19 protein-coding genes are annotated in these 17,197 nt (G+C 29.4%); 11 read left to right on the top strand and 8 right to left on the bottom strand.

The features are described 5' to 3' along the window. Positions 1-8 precede the first annotated feature (8 nt). The 5 genes from ABDX67_RS02945 to dusB all read left to right on the top strand — a co-directional run bounded on the left by ABDX67_RS02945 (position 9) and on the right by dusB (position 7,740). Positions 9-1,229, top strand: coding sequence for a M28 family peptidase (locus ABDX67_RS02945; RefSeq protein WP_347173437.1), 1,221 nt, complete (start codon positions 9-11; stop codon positions 1,227-1,229). A gap of 22 nt (positions 1,230-1,251) precedes the next feature. Further along, positions 1,252-2,967, top strand: a complete 1,716-nt coding sequence (locus ABDX67_RS02940; protein WP_347173435.1) for a histidine kinase dimerization/phosphoacceptor domain -containing protein — start codon at positions 1,252-1,254, stop codon at positions 2,965-2,967. Continuing rightward, positions 2,960-3,646, top strand: a complete 687-nt coding sequence (locus ABDX67_RS02935) for a LytR/AlgR family response regulator transcription factor (RefSeq protein WP_347173434.1) — start codon at positions 2,960-2,962, stop codon at positions 3,644-3,646. Before ABDX67_RS02940 ends, ABDX67_RS02935 begins: the two co-directional genes overlap by 8 nt. Positions 3,647-3,757: 111 nt before the next feature. Beyond that, on the top strand, positions 3,758-6,652 hold the full coding sequence (locus tag ABDX67_RS02930) for a T9SS type A sorting domain-containing protein (protein ID WP_347173432.1): 2,895 nt from the start codon (positions 3,758-3,760) through the stop codon (positions 6,650-6,652). Between the two features lie 86 nt (positions 6,653-6,738). Continuing rightward, complete coding sequence (gene dusB / locus ABDX67_RS02925; protein ID WP_347173431.1) at positions 6,739-7,740, top strand: tRNA dihydrouridine synthase DusB; 1,002 nt, start codon at positions 6,739-6,741, stop codon at positions 7,738-7,740. On the opposite strand, the gene ABDX67_RS02920 is transcribed toward dusB, so the two are convergent. Genes ABDX67_RS02920 through rbfA form a run of 5 tightly spaced genes read right to left on the bottom strand, consistent with a single transcriptional unit; the run spans position 7,733 to position 11,550 of the window. Continuing rightward, positions 7,733-8,314, bottom strand: coding sequence for a hypothetical protein (locus tag ABDX67_RS02920; protein ID WP_347173430.1), 582 nt, complete (start codon positions 8,312-8,314; stop codon positions 7,733-7,735). The two genes, dusB and ABDX67_RS02920, sit on opposite strands and share 8 nt — an antisense overlap. A gap of 7 nt (positions 8,315-8,321) precedes the next feature. Continuing rightward, positions 8,322-8,837: a hypothetical protein gene (locus tag ABDX67_RS02915; RefSeq protein WP_347173429.1), complete on the bottom strand. Its 516-nt coding sequence runs from the start codon at positions 8,835-8,837 to the stop codon at positions 8,322-8,324. After that, on the bottom strand, positions 8,834-9,886 hold the full coding sequence (locus ABDX67_RS02910; RefSeq protein ID WP_347173427.1) for a hypothetical protein: 1,053 nt from the start codon (positions 9,884-9,886) through the stop codon (positions 8,834-8,836). The genes ABDX67_RS02915 and ABDX67_RS02910 overlap by 4 nt, the downstream gene beginning before the upstream one ends. Positions 9,887-9,891: 5 nt before the next feature. Beyond that, a complete protein-coding gene (locus ABDX67_RS02905) occupies positions 9,892-11,097 on the bottom strand; it encodes an ABC transporter permease (protein ID WP_347173426.1) in 1,206 nt (401 codons plus the stop codon). Between the two features lie 57 nt (positions 11,098-11,154). Further along, positions 11,155-11,550, bottom strand: a complete 396-nt coding sequence (rbfA, locus tag ABDX67_RS02900) for a 30S ribosome-binding factor RbfA (RefSeq protein ID WP_347173425.1) — start codon at positions 11,548-11,550, stop codon at positions 11,155-11,157. Positions 11,551-11,612: 62 nt separating this feature from the next. On the opposite strand from rbfA, the gene mce reads away from it, so the two are divergent. The 6 genes from mce to ABDX67_RS02870 all read left to right on the top strand — a co-directional run bounded on the left by mce (position 11,613) and on the right by ABDX67_RS02870 (position 15,358). Next, positions 11,613-12,014 (top strand): methylmalonyl-CoA epimerase, encoded by a 402-nt coding sequence (gene mce, locus ABDX67_RS02895; RefSeq protein ID WP_347173424.1) that lies wholly within the window; start codon positions 11,613-11,615, stop codon positions 12,012-12,014. Between the two features lie 73 nt (positions 12,015-12,087). Then, complete coding sequence (locus ABDX67_RS02890) at positions 12,088-12,966, top strand: cell division protein FtsX (RefSeq protein WP_347173423.1); 879 nt, start codon at positions 12,088-12,090, stop codon at positions 12,964-12,966. Between the two features lies 1 nt (position 12,967). After that, on the top strand, positions 12,968-13,213 hold the full coding sequence (locus ABDX67_RS02885) for a DUF3098 domain-containing protein (protein WP_347173422.1): 246 nt from the start codon (positions 12,968-12,970) through the stop codon (positions 13,211-13,213). Positions 13,214-13,215: 2 nt separating this feature from the next. Further along, positions 13,216-14,010 carry an undecaprenyl-diphosphate phosphatase gene (locus ABDX67_RS02880; protein WP_347173420.1) on the top strand — a complete coding sequence of 265 codons (795 nt, stop codon included), beginning with the start codon at positions 13,216-13,218 and terminating at the stop codon, positions 14,008-14,010. An 80-nt stretch (positions 14,011-14,090) separates the two neighbouring features. Then, on the top strand, positions 14,091-14,783 hold the full coding sequence (gene truB / locus ABDX67_RS02875; protein WP_347173418.1) for a tRNA pseudouridine(55) synthase TruB: 693 nt from the start codon (positions 14,091-14,093) through the stop codon (positions 14,781-14,783). Between the two features lie 35 nt (positions 14,784-14,818). Beyond that, positions 14,819-15,358 (top strand): hypothetical protein, encoded by a 540-nt coding sequence (locus ABDX67_RS02870; RefSeq protein ID WP_347173417.1) that lies wholly within the window; start codon positions 14,819-14,821, stop codon positions 15,356-15,358. 41 nt (positions 15,359-15,399) lie between these two features. On the opposite strand, the gene ABDX67_RS02865 is transcribed toward ABDX67_RS02870, so the two are convergent. From ABDX67_RS02865 to ABDX67_RS02855, 3 genes are all read right to left on the bottom strand, one after another. After that, positions 15,400-15,930 carry a hypothetical protein gene (locus ABDX67_RS02865; RefSeq protein WP_347173415.1) on the bottom strand — a complete coding sequence of 177 codons (531 nt, stop codon included), beginning with the start codon at positions 15,928-15,930 and terminating at the stop codon, positions 15,400-15,402. 6 nt (positions 15,931-15,936) lie between these two features. After that, a complete protein-coding gene (locus tag ABDX67_RS02860; protein WP_347173414.1) occupies positions 15,937-16,422 on the bottom strand; it encodes an ABC transporter ATPase in 486 nt (161 codons plus the stop codon). An 87-nt stretch (positions 16,423-16,509) separates the two neighbouring features. Beyond that, the gene (locus ABDX67_RS02855; RefSeq protein ID WP_347173413.1) at positions 16,510-17,103 is read right to left on the bottom strand and encodes a thioredoxin family protein; all 594 of its coding nucleotides are present in this window, start codon (positions 17,101-17,103) and stop codon (positions 16,510-16,512) included. Between the last annotated feature and the right edge of the window lie 94 nt (positions 17,104-17,197).

The following is a 17,197-nucleotide window of genomic DNA, read 5'->3' as shown; positions in this document are numbered from 1 at the left end:
CATAAACAATGAAAAACTTAATAATTTTAATCTTTTTATCGCTACTAATTTCTTGCAATACAGAACACAAACCAGAGAACAAGATTAAAGAAGATGTTTCTTTTTTAGCTGATGACAAATTAGAAGGAAGACAAACAGGAACACCAGGAGGAGAAAAGGCTTCGGAGTACATAAAAAACAGATTTGAGAAGTTAGGTTTATCACCTAAAGGAACAAATGGTTTTTATCAATCTTTTACTTTTAAACCAAAAACACATCCGCACGATGAAGTAAAATTCACAGAAAATACAGACGGAACAATTACTGGAAGAAATGTAGTTGGTTTTATAGATAACAAAGCAAAAAATACCATAATTATTGGAGCTCATTTTGATCATTTAGGTTATGGTGGCGATGGTTCTTTATACAGAGATACTATTAAGGCAATTCATAACGGTGCAGATGATAACGCAAGTGGTGTTGCCGTAATGTTAAATTTAGCGAGTAAATTAAAAAACACAAACACTAATAACAACTACCTTTTCATTGCTTTTTCTGGTGAAGAAATGGGATTATTAGGTTCTAATTATTTTGTAAAAAACGCAACAATCGATACAAAAACTGTTTCTTATATGATAAACATGGATATGGTTGGTAGATTAAAAGATAACGCTTTAGCAGTTTACGGAACAGGAACTTCTCCAATTTTTAAACAAACTTTAAAATCGCATAACAATGATTTTAAATTGATTCAAAAAGAATCTGGAGTTGGACCATCAGATCATACAAGTTTTTATTTAGCTGATATGCCAGTTTTGCATTTCTTTACAGGTCAACATGAAGATTATCATAAACCAAGTGATGATACAGAAACATTAAATTATGAAGGAATGGCCAGCATTTCTAACTATATTTTTAATATTATTTCTGATTTAAATGACAACGGAAAGTTAGCATTTAGAAAAACAAAAAACGAAAGTGAAGAAGCGCCTCGATATAAAGTAAGTATGGGCGTTGTTCCAGATTATATGTTTGATGGAAAAGGAATGAAAATTGACGGTGTAACCGAAGACAGACCTGCAATAAAAGCTGGAGTTAATAAAGGAGATATTCTTGTTCGGTTTGATGGCGAAAAAATCACAGACATGATGGGTTATATGAAAGCACTTGCTAAAACGAAAGAAGGCGATAAAAAGCAAATAATTGTAAACAGAAATGGTAAAGAAGTAAAACTAACTATTCAGTTTTAATCAAAAGTAAAACCAACATATATTGAACAGCTTTAAAAAAATAATTCCATTTTTATTGATTGGTTTTACCAGTTTTGCACAACAAAAAAATGCAGATTCTGTAGCAACATCATTTTCTAATAAAGCATGGAATTATTTTGAGGTTCAAAACGATAGTGCTTTGTATTTTGCTGACAAAGGCATTGAATATTCTAAGAAAAATAAATCTACAATTGGCGAAATTTTAAACCTAGAAATTAAAGGGATATATTTAGAAGAAGTAAAAAACGAATATTCAAAAGCATCAGAAAATTATTTTAAAGCTATTGAAATTGCTGAGAAATATCAGCAAAAACATGTATCGTCTTTATATAATAATTTGTGCATAATGTACATTGCTACAAAAGATTATAAAAAAGCCGAATTATATGGTAAAAAAGCAACTGCAACCAGCAAATACATAAAAGGAACCCGTGCAGAAGCAAAAGCTTATGTTAACTTAGGAATTGCGCAAAGCCTGTTAAAAAAATACAATGAAGCTAATACAACTTTCAATTATTTTTTAAGTCTAAAAATACTTTCTCAATTTGAAAGAAATATTGCCAATTTAAGAATTGCCAAGAATTATACAGAACAAAAAAAATATAATAAAGCCCAACCTTTACTTTTAAAAGTTGTGGCGCCAGACTCTTTAAAAGGGCAGCGTAATTACAATTTAGATTATAGCGAGTTGATAAAAAATTCGATACAACTAAAAGATAAAAAAACCATTTTAAAATACTTAGCTGCATTTAAAAACAGTTTTAAAGATGAAAAAAGTTTAGAATATTTAGATAGTTTTTATGAAACTATGGTTAAGGTTTCTGTGTTTTTAAACAAAACAAATGATGCTTTTTTATACCAACAAAAATCTTTAGAACTTAAAGACTCTTTAAACTCTAAAAAGTACAACAAACAAATTGCAGAATTAGAAACGCAATACCAAACCAAAAAGAAAGAAGCGCAAATTATTATTGAAAAAAACAAAAGAATGCTTTGGGTTTACATTTCGGTTTTTGCATTTATTTCATTGCTTTTTGTTGCCATTTTACTGCAAAAAAATAGTAAAAAAAGAAAACAATTAAAACAAAATAAAATTGAATTAGAAAATCTATTAAATCAGCGAAATATGTTGTTAAGAGAAACACATCATCGTGTAAAAAATAGTTTTCAAATGGTTAGTAGTTTATTGCAATTACAAGCACAAGGAAGTAAAGCGGAAAGCGCTATTAAAGCTTTAGAAAATGCTGTGCAAAGAGTAAACTCTATGATTGTTTTGCATCAACAATTGTATGCTAAAGACAATTTATTAGGCGTAAACTTAAAAATTTATGTAACCGATTTAGTACAAGAAATTTTAACTTCTTATGCTTCTGAAAAATTAAATATAAAACAAGTAGTATCACCTATAATTGTAGATGTAGAAACAGCAACATCAATTGGTTTATTAATTAACGAATTAGCTACAAATTCTATAAAACACGCTTGGAAAAGTAGTGATACCAATAAAAAAATATCAATTGATATTTTTGAAAAAGACAACACAATCCATTTTAAAATGTTTGATAACGGAATTGAAAACACCTCAAAATTAACTCAAAATTATGGTAGCGAATTAATAGACATATTAATTGATAGATTGGATGCAGAAAAACAATCTTTTTCTGAAAATCAATTTTCTTTGTATCTTACTTTTCTAATTTCAGAAATCAATGCATAGAGTTTTAGTTTTAGAAGACGATCCATTTATTTCAAAAACCATCGAAAATCTTCTTAAAGAAAAAGGTTTTGATGTTGTTGGTGTGGTTAAAACTGTAGAAAAAGCAAATGTTATTTTAAATTTAAATCCACCAGATTTATGTTTGGTAGATATTCAATTAAAAGGAGCTGAAACCGGAATTACATTTGCGAAAAAATTAGACAAATTGGTTATTCCTTATTTTTATTTAACGGCACAAACAGATCCGTTAACTTTATCTGAAGTCCAAAAGACTTCGCCTTTAGGCTATTTGGTAAAACCCTTTACAACTTCTGGCTTATGGAGTAGTATTAGCGTTGTTTGGAATCAATATTTAGAAAATAAAGAAGCAATACTTACTGTAAAATCTAGCGGAATTACACATAGAGTTTCTGAAAAAGACATTCTTTTTTTAGAAGCTTTTGATAATTATTGCTACATCCAAACTACAAATAAAAAACTCCTAGTTCCGCATACACTTAAGAAAATACACGAACAATTAGAGGCTAATTATTTTTTTATGCCACACAGATCTTATTGGGTAAATGTTAAAAAAATAACCAATGTTGGTAAAAGAATAATTACAATTAAAGATTTTGAATTACCCGTTAGTGAGGCAAGAAGAACAGATTTATTAACAACTCTTAAAGAGATTTCTTAGCTTTCTAAAAAAGCCTATTTCACTAAAAAAACAACCCTACTTCACTAAAAAGTAATCCTTTTCATTGTACATAGATGCTACTTTTGATTTACAATCTTAAAATCATTTGTCATGAAAACAAAACTATACATTATTATACTTTGCTTTTTTACAGTAAACCTATTTGCCCAATGGGAACAAGTTGGCGACGCTCTTTCTGGAACAATTGAAAACCAGCAGTTTGGTTATAGAACTGCTATGAGTGGCGATGGAAATACTATAATTGTTGGAAGTAGGCCGTTTGACGCTTCTGGTTATAAAAATTTAGTTGAAGTATTTAAACGCAATAATGATGCTTGGTCTAGAGTATTTTTAAAAGAAGATTTTAATGATGATACAGAAAACTCTATAAATCCATATCATGTAGAAATGAGTAGAGATGGCAAAGTGTTTGCTTTCTCTTCTACAAACCAAAATACAACTAAAATAACAGTTTATAAAGAAGGTACAAATAACGCTTATTTTAGTTTAGGGAATGTATTTGTGCGCACGCATAACAATACAGATAATGTAAATACAGTTGGTTTAAACAAAATAAGTTTAAATAAAGACGGCACAATACTTGCTTTTTCAGGAGGATTTAGAGATGATAATGATGATACGCTACATAGATTTGTAAAAATCTATAACCTTACAGACACAAATTGGGTACAAAAAGGAACTAGTTTGGCAGACGGCGAACAGTATTTTTCTCATAATACGCATGGCAGTTCAGATTTTGGAAACGATATTGATTTAAGTGATGATGGAAATATCCTAATAGTTGGTGAAAACAAATATGATACTGAAACAGCCTATACTGGAAGAGTATCTGTTTACATCTTTACCAACAACCAGTGGTCACTGTTAGGTGGTAAAATAGAAGGCAGACAAAACATAGGAGAACGCTTTGGAAGCAGTGTTAGTATTAGTGGAAATGGAGAAATTATTGCTCTGAGTACAAATTATTCTTCTTCAGGAGATTTTGGATACACTAAAGTATATAAATTAGATAACAACAACTGGACACAAGTTGGCAATAACTTAAAAGTAAGAGGAGGAGTTGCCAATGGATCTAGCGAAGTAAGTCTAAATGGGTATGGAAATATTATTGGTATTTATAATAAATTTCATAAAACATCTGCCATTAATAATCCTGGTGCTTTAGCTTTTTATCAATTTAAAAACGGACAATGGTTGCAACAAGGAGAAAATTTAGAAGGTCCAGGAAATGGTATTTCTGTCTATCATAGTTTTTCTAATATTAGTACTGATGGTAAAAAAACACTATTCTATAATTATGTAGATGGTACAACCGAAACAAATGCAGGTATTGTTAAGGTATATAAAAATAACAATGTTAACACTGCTACTATTACTTATGTTCCTGATGATAATTTTGAGCAAGCGCTAATAGATTTAGGTAGAGATACTGTATTAGATAATTTTGTAAACAAAGGAAATATTAGCGGCTTAACATCTTTAAATTTAGAGAACAAAAACATTGCTGATTTAACAGGTATAGAAGATTTTACTGCTCTTGAAAACATAAATATATCACGTAATAATGTTTCTAATTTAGATATTACTAAAAACGTAAATTTAAAATACGTGTACCTTGCTAATAACAATTTAACAAGTTTAGATGTAAGTAAAAACACTAAACTGCTTCAGTTAGATTTTGCAGATAATAACATCAACACCATAGATTTAAGTTTCAATTCTAAGTTACAAAGCATAATAGCTTCAAGAAACCAAATGACTGGAATTGATGTAACCAAACAAAAAGATTTAGATTGGTTAATCTTAAACGAAAACTTTATTACAGAAATAGATGTATCTTTTAATCCAAACCTTAGATTAATCAATATAGAAAACAACAGATTAACCAAACTTGAACTTAAAAATAATACAGGAATAGAAAGCATTAATGCAAATATTAATAACCTAGAAAACATTACTATTTCTGGTGCTACCAATTTAAAAACACTAAAAGTAGAAAGCAATCAATTAAGCAGTTTAGACCTAAGTACAAATACTGGTTTAGAAAATTTATTTGCAAAGAACAACTCACTAGAATGTGTGCAAGTTGCTGATGTTAATTATGCAAATGTAAATTGGTCTAGTCATACAGATGCAGATGTTTCTTTTAGTACAGATTGTTCAGATGTTTGGACTATAAAAGTAGATCCAACTATTCTTACAACGCTAATGCAAATTCAAGGTTTAGATGCAAATAATGACGGCAACATAACACTTGCAGAAGCTGCTGCTTTTGTTGGAGAACTTGACTTAAGCAATAAGGGAATTACACTTGTTGATGGCTTACAAGCATTCACAAAAATTACCACTTTAAACCTTTCTGGAAACGGAATCTCAGATTTAAGTCCGTTAACAGGTTTAACCATAGAATTACTAAGTAAAAATAGCAACACAACAAAAACTGTAAGTACAACTCCGTTGGCATTAGAAAACTTAATACTTAGTAACAATAGTTTTGAAACATTAAATTTAGAATTTTTAGAAAATTTAAAAACTGTTGATATTAATAACAATCAAGATTTGGTTACATTAAGTATTAAAAACGGAAAAAATGAAGCAATTACTTCTTTCATTTCAACAGGAACCTCAAAACTTACTTGTATTTTGGTTGATGATAAAAGTGCACCTTATCTAAATAATTGGAACATAGATGTAGCTAACAGCTTTGCAAATAGCAGCACAGATTGTAGGCAAAATGTTTTATCGGTAGATGACGTTATTTTAAAAAATTTAAAAGTATACCCAAATCCTGTTAGAAATATTTTAACTATTGAATTATCAAATCAAGTTGAATATAAGAAAGCAACCATTACTAATTTAACAGGAAAAATAGTTTTAAAAAGTAATGAAAAATCTATCAATGTACATCAATTATCAAAAGGAATGTATTTGTTAAAAATTGATACCAATAAAGGAACAATCATTAAAAAAATAGTCAAATTTTGAAAAAGAAATAACCAATTATAAGTTCTGTAAACCTCATAAATTTTTATGAGGTTTTTTTATGCTAAATAATAAATTATCTTTGCGCCATGGTTAAAATTGGAAACATAGAATTACCAGATTTTCCGTTGTTGTTAGCACCAATGGAAGATGTTAGTGATCCACCATTTAGAGCTTTGTGCAAAGAAAATGGTGCTGATGTTGTCTATACAGAATTTATTTCTTCTGAAGGATTGATTCGTGATGCTGCAAAAAGTGTGATGAAATTAGACATCTACGAAAAAGAGCGTCCGGTTGGAATTCAAATTTTTGGTGCCAATTTAGAATCGATGTTAAAAACCGTTGAAATTGTTGAGAAATCAAATCCAGATATTATTGATATCAATTTTGGTTGTCCTGTAAAAAAAGTGGTTTCTAAAGGAGCCGGAGCTGGAATTTTAAAAGACATCGACTTAATGGTTTCATTAACCGATGCGATGGTAAAACACACCAATTTACCAATTACCGTAAAAACACGTTTGGGTTGGGACGAAGATTCTATCAGAATTGTAGAAGTTGCCGAACGTTTGCAAGATGTTGGCTGTAAAGCAATTTCTATCCACGGAAGAACACGTGCGCAAATGTATAAAGGAAATGCTAATTGGAAACCAATTGCAGAAGTAAAAAACAACCCAAGAATGCACATTCCGGTTTTTGGAAATGGCGATATTACATCACCAGAAAAAGCAATGGAAATGCGTGATGTTTATGGTTTAGATGGCGCCATGATTGGCAGAGCTTCAATCGGTTCTCCTTGGTTTTTTAATCAGGTAAAACACTTCTTTAAAACGGGCGAGCATTTGGCTTCTCCAACAATTGCAGAACGTGTAGAACTTGCACGCAGACATTTAAAAATGGCAATTGATTGGAAAGGTGAAACGTTGGGAGTATTAGAAACGAGAAGACATTACACCAATTATTTTAAAGGAATTCCGCATTTTAAAGAATACCGAATGAAAATGGTTACTTCTGATGATGCAAATGATGTTTTTGCTGCTTTTGATGAAGTTTTTGAAAAATTTGGTGATACTGTAATTCCAGATTTTAGTTAGGCTCTTTTATCTTAAAAGACTTCACAATATTTTCTACATCTTTAATAAACTCATCATAATATTTATTTTCAGAAATATATCTTAACTCAAAATTTCTATTTTTATAATGAAATAAAATATCTATCTGTGTAGTTGGCCGATTTTTATTTCCAAAAAAATTTCCATATTTAATTAGATAGTATTTACCATATTTTTTGTGATTTAATTTCTGTGGAATAAAATCAATTGTTGGATAAAATCCTTTCATTTTTTGATGATAATACTCAAAAAGCACTTCAATACTTTTTGCTTTCGTTTCTTTTTGAGAAAGTTCTGTAACGTATAAATTATTTGCATAAAAATTGGTATTCCTTTTTTGCATCACTTTTGGTGAATGCATTATATGACCATGGACTTCTTTGTAGGAATACCACGTTTTTGGAATCTCTAATGTATATGTTTTCATTTCTTTTTCTAAAGAAATACTATCTAACATTTCTTGTTGAACAGGTGGAATCGTAAATTTTTTAACATTCTTGATTGTTGTACAACCAATAAATAAAGCAAGAAATAAGCTATAAATTACTTTTCTCATACAATGATTAATTAAACTTTAAACTTCCAAAAAACAACTTTTTTTCTTTTTCATTTTCATCAAAATGCTTTATACTGCTGCTATACTCCGCTCTAAAAATTGAATTGTTAAGTTTATAATATCTTATTTTCTTTTTTCTGAAGCTTTTCCCTTGTTTCCAAATACCAATCGCCTCTATATAATTTTTTGATACTCTAAATTTTAATTCCTTATCATTTCTTAATTGCGAATCATTTTCTAGAATAAACCTTAATAATTCTTTTGATGATAAATCTTTTTCTAAAATAAAATAATTTGATTCTACAATAAAAAATGGCGAATATGATTTTTCCCTTTTTGAAATCAAAACAACTTTAATGGTGTCTTTTCCTCTTACTTTTCCAACAAACCAATTACTCATGTGCTTCACTTCAAAACCTGGTCTTTTAAGTGTTTTAATTACAGGAGTTTCTATTATTTTTTTTGAAGCTGTACAACTAACAATGGTTAATAAAATAAGTAATAAAAATATTTTCTTCATCATTCTTTAATTTCAAAAGAGTTTATCATTTCATTTACTTGTTTCACATAATCATTAAAGTAGCTATTCTCAAAATAATATGTCAATATATATTTCTTCATTTTGTAAACAATAATTGCTTCCGCTACTGTTGCGGTTGTGGAACTTAATTTGTTATTATTTAAGACCATTACCCGATTTGAATATTGAATTAAAAAATAATTACCATATTTATTATGAGCTGCTTTTCTTCTAGTTGTTTTTAGTTTTCTGTAAAAACTATTGATATACTTGTATCTCTTTTGAACAAATTCTAATAAATTTTCACCATAAAAATCGTTATCTGTATACTCTTTAACAAAAAATACATTTCTATTTCTTGTATATTCTTTATGATCAAACTCATAAGGTGCAAATTGTAAATCGCCCGTTTCACTTATAAAACCATACCAATTTTCTGGAACAGTTAATGTATATTTTTTAAAATGATTTTTAAGTTCGCTTTTTGGAATTTCTTTCTTTATTAATAAGCCTTTTGCTTTTCTTTTAATTTTAAAAGATGCTATCATTTTTTGAACATCATTATTAAATGAAGATGAAGAATATGTACTGTCTGAATATCTTAAAACATAAACTATATTATCTTTTTGAATATATTCCGTTGTGTGTTTTAATGTAACGTTTTTGTCTTGCCAACTTCTCCAAGAAGTGTTTAAAACATAATGATTTTCAAAATTAGATTCTTTCTTTTTTATTGTACTCGAAAACTTTTTATATCTCGCTTTTTTTAAATTTTGATTTCTTGTATTGACAATTTTTCTCAGTTTAGAACGGTTTGAATTTTTAATTTCAAATTGTCCAATTCTAAAATACCCTTTAGATAAAGAATCTTTTAAAACATATTGTTTTACCCAGTTAAAAGGATAATAGGGCTCAACTTCTTTCCAAGTATCAGGAACCATAATTTCAAAAGCTTCTGAATCAAAAATTTCGTGTAGATTATTATTGTTTTGTTGAGAATAGACAAGGCTTGTAGCTCCCAAAAAAAGCACGAGGAATACTTTCTTTTTCATGAATTTTATTTTTCTATAAAGTTAGCAGAAATTCTGCTACTTGCAATTTTTGAAGCGATAAATCCTAAAATACTAATGGTAATTGCCACAATAAATAAGTTCATAAATCGGAATACTACTGGATACGGAATCGATTGTGTAATCATAAAAAAGGCAAATTGTTTTTGTAATAAAATCAAAATTGTACCAATTAACAACCCGATAAACAATCCAAAAAGTGTTAGCAAAAATCCTTGTAATACAAAAATTCGCTTTATTTCTTTTATGGTAACGCCCAAGTTAAAAAGCGTTTTTAAGTTCTGCTTTTTATCAATAATCATCATTATAATTGCGCCAATTACATTGAACAATGCAATGATAATTATCAACGTAAAAATTAAATACGAAATCAATCTTTCTGTGTTTAAAACTTTGTAGGTTATGGCGTTAAACTGTGTTTTTGTTGCTACTGTAAAATTATTTCCTAAAGCATTTTGTAAGTCGGAAGCAAAATCATCTGAATCAATATTTTCGTTTAATCGCAATTCAATTGAAGTCACTTCATTTTTATCATAACCCAATAGTTTTTGCGCCAATCTCAAATTCACAAACACATATTTATTTGCAAATTCTTCCATTCCGGTATAGACTCCAGATATTTGAACATCAGCAGAATTAAATGCAGAAGCTGCGCTTAAAATTAATCCTTCGCCAGCTTTCGGAACTTTAATTTGTAACGGCTCACCAAAATTTAAAATGCTTAACGATAATTTATCAGAAATGCCAAAACCAATAACTGCGGTATTTATAAATTCTGGATCTAACCACTGACCAATATGTAAAGTAGAATCTATTTTTGTAATCGACATATAATTATCGCTCACACCTTTTACGTATGCAATTTGATCTCTTTGTTTGTATTGTAAAAAGGCACGTTCTTCAACAACATTTGCAAATGCTTTAATTTCTTCGGATGATTTTAAAAAAGAAGTAATTGAATCTGAAACTACAAATGATTTTCCTTTTGTTGCCGTAATTTTTATATCTGGATCAGAATAATCCAACATATTATTGGTAAAAGATTTAAAACCAGAAAATCCTGAAAGAATAATAAACAACGCCAACGAACCAACAATTACACCAAAAGATGCAATAATGGTAATAATATTAATGGTATTGTTTCCGCTTTTGGCGAATACATATCTCTTAGCTATGTAAAAAGGAAAATTCACAATTTTTGTATCAAATCAATACAAACTAACTGCAAAAAAAGTTGTGAAGCAAACAAATTAACGTTTTTGACGTCTTGGTAATACTTCTGGGTTTTTAATCGGGTTTACATCTTCACCTTTTAAAGATTTATCAATTTCTTCGATATAATCTAAAGAATCGTCTCCAAAAAATGATAATTCTGGCATTCTACGCAACTGATTTTTTGTGCGTTTTGCCAATTCGTGTCTAATCATAGAAGTATTAGACTGAATTCCTGTTACCAATTCGTCTCTTTTTTCTGATGGAAAAATACTCAAATACACTTTTGCAATACTCAAATCTGTAGTAACAGTAACTTTAGAAACCGAAATAATAGTTCCTTTCATTCCGTCTTGTGCCGCTTTCTGAAGCACATCAACTAAGTCTTTTTGAATTACTCCAGCAATTTTTTTCTGTCTATTTGTTTGTTCCATGCTGCAAATTTACGCATAATTCCCAAAAGAATGTTTATTTTTGATGGATAGAAAACGATCTAATGGACAAAATTGAACATATTGGAATTGCCGTAAAAAATTTAGAGAAATCAAATGAATTATTTGCTGCACTTTTTGGAAAACCACATTATAAAGTTGAAGAGGTAAAAAGCGAAGGTGTTAAAACTTCTTTTTTTGATGTTGGTCCTAATAAAATTGAGTTATTAGAAGCAACAAATCCAGAAAGTCCAATTGCAAAATTTATCGATAAAAAAGGCGAAGGAATTCATCATATTGCATTTGCAGTTTCAGATATTAAAGCAGAAATAACGCGTTTAAAAGCTGAAGGATTTACCGTTTTAAATGAAGAACCAAAACTTGGCGCAGATAATAAATTGGTTGCATTTTTACATCCAAAAACCACCAACGGCGTTTTAATAGAATTGTGTCAAGAAATTGATTAGTTAAAATACTGCCAACTGTTACTGTCAACTGTTTACTAATTATTATATTGCGAGCTAGAATTCAACAACATTTATGTCTACATCTTTTGATAAATATCAAAAACGAAGATTACGCTCTTCTTACTTTTCTGTAATTGTAAGTATTTCGTTGGTATTATTTATGGTTGGCGTTTTAGGGTTGATTTTATTAAAATCTACAAGTGTTGCCAATCACGTAAAAGAAAAAACGGCAATGACCTTGTTTTTAAAAGACGATGTTACTAAAAAAAACATCGATAATTTAAGAGCTTCTTTAGCAAAAGAAAAATTCACAAAAAAAACATTATACATTTCTAAAACACAAGCTGCAAAAACTCACAGCAAAGATTTAGGAGAAGATTTTGTAAAGTTCTTAGGAACAAATCCTTTAAAAAACGGAATTGATTTATACGTAAAAGCCGAATATGTTACGCCAGAAAAAATGGCAGAAATCGAAAAAAGATTTCAGAAAAATGCTTTTGTTCTAGAAGTTTCTTATGACAAACCTTTGATTCAATTTTTAACAAAAAACATTCAAAAAATGAGTTTTTGGCTGTTAATTGTTAGTGCGTTTTTTGCTTTGATTTCCATTTTATTAATCAACAGTGCTTTGCGTTTATCAGTTTATTCTAAACGTTTTAATATTAAAACCATGCAAATGGTTGGCGCAACAAAAAGCTTTATTAGAAGACCCTTTATTTTACAAGGAATAAAATTAGGATTGATTGGTTCTATCATATCATTAATTGGTTTAGGAACCGTTATTTACTACACAAATAAATACATACCAGCTTTGCAATTACTTAACGATTATGTTTTGTTAAGTTATTTATTTGGCGGCGTTTTAGTGGTGGCATTTTTAATTACTTGGCTAAGTACTTTTTTTGCAACACAACGTTTTTTAAATCTACAAACAGACGAATTATACTATTAATATGAGCAAGAAAGAAAACAATACAAAACCAGAATTTCTTTTTAGTAAAAGAAATTATATCATCATGCTAATTGGTGCTGCTTTTATTGCCCTGGGATTTATCTTAATGGCTGGCGGCGGAAGCGAAGACCCAAATGTATTTAATGAAGAAATTTACAATTGGAGACGCATTCGATTAGCCCCAACTTTGGTAATTATTGGGTTAGGAATCGAGATTTATGCAATTTTAGCAAAACCTAAAAAATAAGAATGGATTTTATCGAAGCAATTGTTCTTGGAATTATTCAAGGATTAACCGAGTTTTTACCAGTTTCTTCTAGCGGACATTTAGAAATTGCAAAAGCCATTTTAGGAGATACTTCTGTGCCCGAAGAAAGTTTAACGTTTACTGTTGTATTGCATTTTGCAACTGCATTAAGCACCATTGTTATTTTCAGAAAAGAAGTTGCAGAAATTTTTAAAGGATTGTTTCAATTTAAATGGAATGATGAAACTGAATTCTCTTTAAAAATTATTGCATCTATGATTCCTGCAGTTATTGTTGGAGTCCTTTTTGAAAAAGAATTAGAAGCTTTTTTTGGCGGACAAATTTTATTAGTTGGTTGTATGCTACTTGTAACAGCTTTACTATTATTACTGGCTGATAAAGCAAAAAAAACAGACAAAAAAGTATCTTTTACAAATGCAATAATCATTGGAGTTTCGCAAGCAATTGCCATGTTACCAGGAATTTCTAGATCTGGCGCAACCATTTCTACTTCTGTTTTATTAGGTGTTGACAGAAACAAAGCTGCTCGTTTTTCATTTTTAATGGTGGTTCCGTTAATTGTTGGAAAAATTGCCAAAGATTTAATGAGCGGAGAAATCAATTTTGAAAGCGCAGAAATTTTACCAATGTCTGCCGGATTTTTAGCAGCATTTATTGCTGGTTTATTTGCTTGTACTTGGATGATTTCTTTAGTGAAGAAAAGTAAATTATCTTACTTCGCAATTTATTGTGCAGTTGTTGGTGTTATTGCAATTGGTTATTCTTTAATGAATTAAAAAAATGTCTCCTCGAGCGGAGTCGAGAGATTTTTAAGAGGTCTCGACTCCGCTCGACCTGACACAGAATTACAAAAAAAATGACTGGAGAAGACTACAAAAACGGACAAGTTTTACTGATTGATAAACCATTAGAATGGACGTCTTTTCAGGCAGTAAATAAAATTCGTTGGCACATTAGACAACGTTTCAATATCAAAAAAATTAAAGTTGGTCATGCAGGAACTTTGGATCCGTTGGCAACTGGATTGTTAATTATTTGTACAGGAAAGCAAACCAAAAACATCAACGAATATCAAGGTCAAGTTAAAGAATATACAGGAACATTTACTATTGGCGCAACAACGCCGAGTTACGATTTAGAAACCGAAGTAAACGAAATTTTTACAACTGAACATATTACCGATGAATTGATTCATAAAACAACCGAACAATTTATTGGAGCAATTCAACAGCGACCACCTATTTTTTCTGCAATCAAAAAAGACGGAAAACGTTTGTATGAATTGGCTAGAAAAGGAGAAACTACCGAAATTGCTACAAGAGAAATTACCATCAACCAATTTGAAATTACCAATATTGATTTGCCAAAAATTGATTTTAGAGTAGCTTGTAGCAAAGGAACGTACATTAGATCTTTAGCTTTTGATTTCGGAAATGCATTGCGTTCAGGTGCACATTTATCTGCGTTGCGACGCACAAAAATTGGCAATTATTCTGTAGGGAAAGCAGTTTCTATTAATGCTTTTATTGAAAACTTAGAAATGGAATAGTTTTTGTTTCTGCAAACGGAACAAAAAAAATTACCATGAAAAAATTTCTGCTTTTAATACTATTATTTTCAACATTTTTAGGAACATCTCAAACCAAAGACAAAGGATCATTTTTCAATACTAATTTACATTTAACATTTGCTTTAAATGAAAACTACGTATTGTTTGAACCTGATGATGGAGAATATTTACTCGATTTTTCGGCAATATTTATCCGTTCTGGATTTGGATATCGATTTAACAAACGAATAGAATCTAGTATTAATTTTGGATTGGATTTTCACTTGCGTTTTAAAATACAAGCAATTCCGTCTTATCTAAATGTACAGTACAGTTTAATTGCCAATGAAGATTTTAAATTCTTTGTAAATGGTAGTTATGGAAATTTATGGAAACCTTCTTCTAATTTCGAAAAAGGAAAATATCATGGCTTCGGAATTGGTTTTCAAGGAAACGACAGCTACTCAAAAACAAATTTTGTCTTTCGATTAGATTTTCATCGCAAACGAATTGATAATTTTAAAGACGGTAATTTAGACAGTGTTTCTTTGGGAATTGGAATTAGTTTGTTTTAAAAAACAACCTCTAAATTTAAATTTAGAGGTTGTAGATAATATTATTCTATCCAAACTGAGTTCGCACATATATTTTTCCATTCACCATTAATCTTTTTCAGTAAATTAAAACCTCCACCGTTTCTAGAGTAAGAATAATATATTGCTAAATGATTATTTCTAAATAAAACTGGCATAGAAATAAAACTAGTATTTAATTTTTGCTTTTTAGTTAAATTATTTTTAATGTTTAAATCTAACTTATTAATTATTGTAACCTTTTGATTACTAAATTCTATTTTTAATGAATCTATCTCATTATTTGTAATTGTAATTAAATCATTATTTAATTCAGAACCACAAAGATGAAATTCTAATAAATGTGGCTCAATGTAATAATCTATTGGTTTCCCTAAATCTTTAATTATAGTTTTATAATAAACTTGATTTTTATTAATTATATTTTCCAATATATTCTTAATGTCATTTTGATTATCAACACTTTTCTTTAATGTTGAGCAACTAATGATCATAAATAACATTATCAATTTAGTTACATTTTTCACTTTTTTCTTTATTCCTTGTTGCTTCATTTCAGCTTACTTTAAAAAACGTCCATACCAACTTTCAGAAATGGGTACTTCCCAATAGTTTTCAAATTCTTCTTTAGTTGTTACTAAATTATCAAACACAATAGATTTTCCGGTAACGGCTCTATTTTTAACCAGTTTTTTAAAATCTTTTAACTCTTTGTATTGTACAAATTCGCCTTGCTTAAAACACACATTCATTCGGTCTAACAATTCCACTTCGTAGTCTTGTTGGATTTGTAAAATAAATTGAACAGAAGTATCAATATCAGTATTTGATAATTGCGAACCCGAACCATCTGCAAACAATACAATAAACCGATTGTATAACAATTGGTAAGAAACCTGAAACGTTGCATCATCAGCTTTCCAGCTTTCTAAAAAAGTTTTTATTTTTTCGTGAATTCCGTCAATTTCTGAATCGTAAAATTTTCTGTTTGATGGATAAATCCAAACCTTGGCAGTTTCTGGGAGCGATGTATATGCTACTAACATTTTTTAGTTTTGATACTGCAAAGATAGCACAAAAGAAAAAGTCCTTTCACAAAATGCAAAAGGACTTTTCTATCACTCTTTATAATTTTATTTTTCTAAAAAAGCAACGATATCTTCTTGAATATTTTCGCCTTTATTTTTGTTGTACCAAACTTGCAATTCTTTTTTAAAATTATCGTCTAAACCACCATGTTTTTCTTTGTAATCATTTACCATTTTTGTAGCAATTGATGGTCTTGGTCCCCAAGAAGAAATTACCTCATCATTTTCATTTAAGACAACTAATTTCGGAATTGCTTTTCCTCCGTTTGTTAAAAATTGATTCATCAACTCTTCATTTTCATCACGCAACACAACTTTTAAATCTACCTTATCGCTTTCTAAGCTCATCTTATGAATTACCGGAGCAATTTGAGCTGCATCGCCACACCAACCTTCTGTAATTAACAACCAAGTTTGTTTGTTTTTTGTGTTTTTTAAAGCTTCAATTGTAGCATTAGTAAGCGTTGTTTTTTTGTCTAAACGATTCATTCTTGCATCGTTTAAAGTACTGTAATTTAGTAAATCTGCAGATTGTTCTGGTCCAGTAGATTTGCCTTCTTCTAACAAATCGCTAACCGTTTTTCTATAGGTTTCGTACGACAAACTTTTTGCCAAACTATCTTTAATTATCGTGTTCATGTATCCTTTAAATTTTACTTTTTAGACGTGTAAATTTAGAAATCTTACACGCTATAAATTGTAACAAAAGTAACATTGCTTTTTTTAATAAATA

Source organism: Polaribacter uvawellassae, assembly GCF_039748955.1.
GTDB lineage: Bacteria > Bacteroidota > Bacteroidia > Flavobacteriales > Flavobacteriaceae > Polaribacter > Polaribacter uvawellassae.
This window is presented reverse-complemented; position numbering and strand designations above follow the sequence as displayed.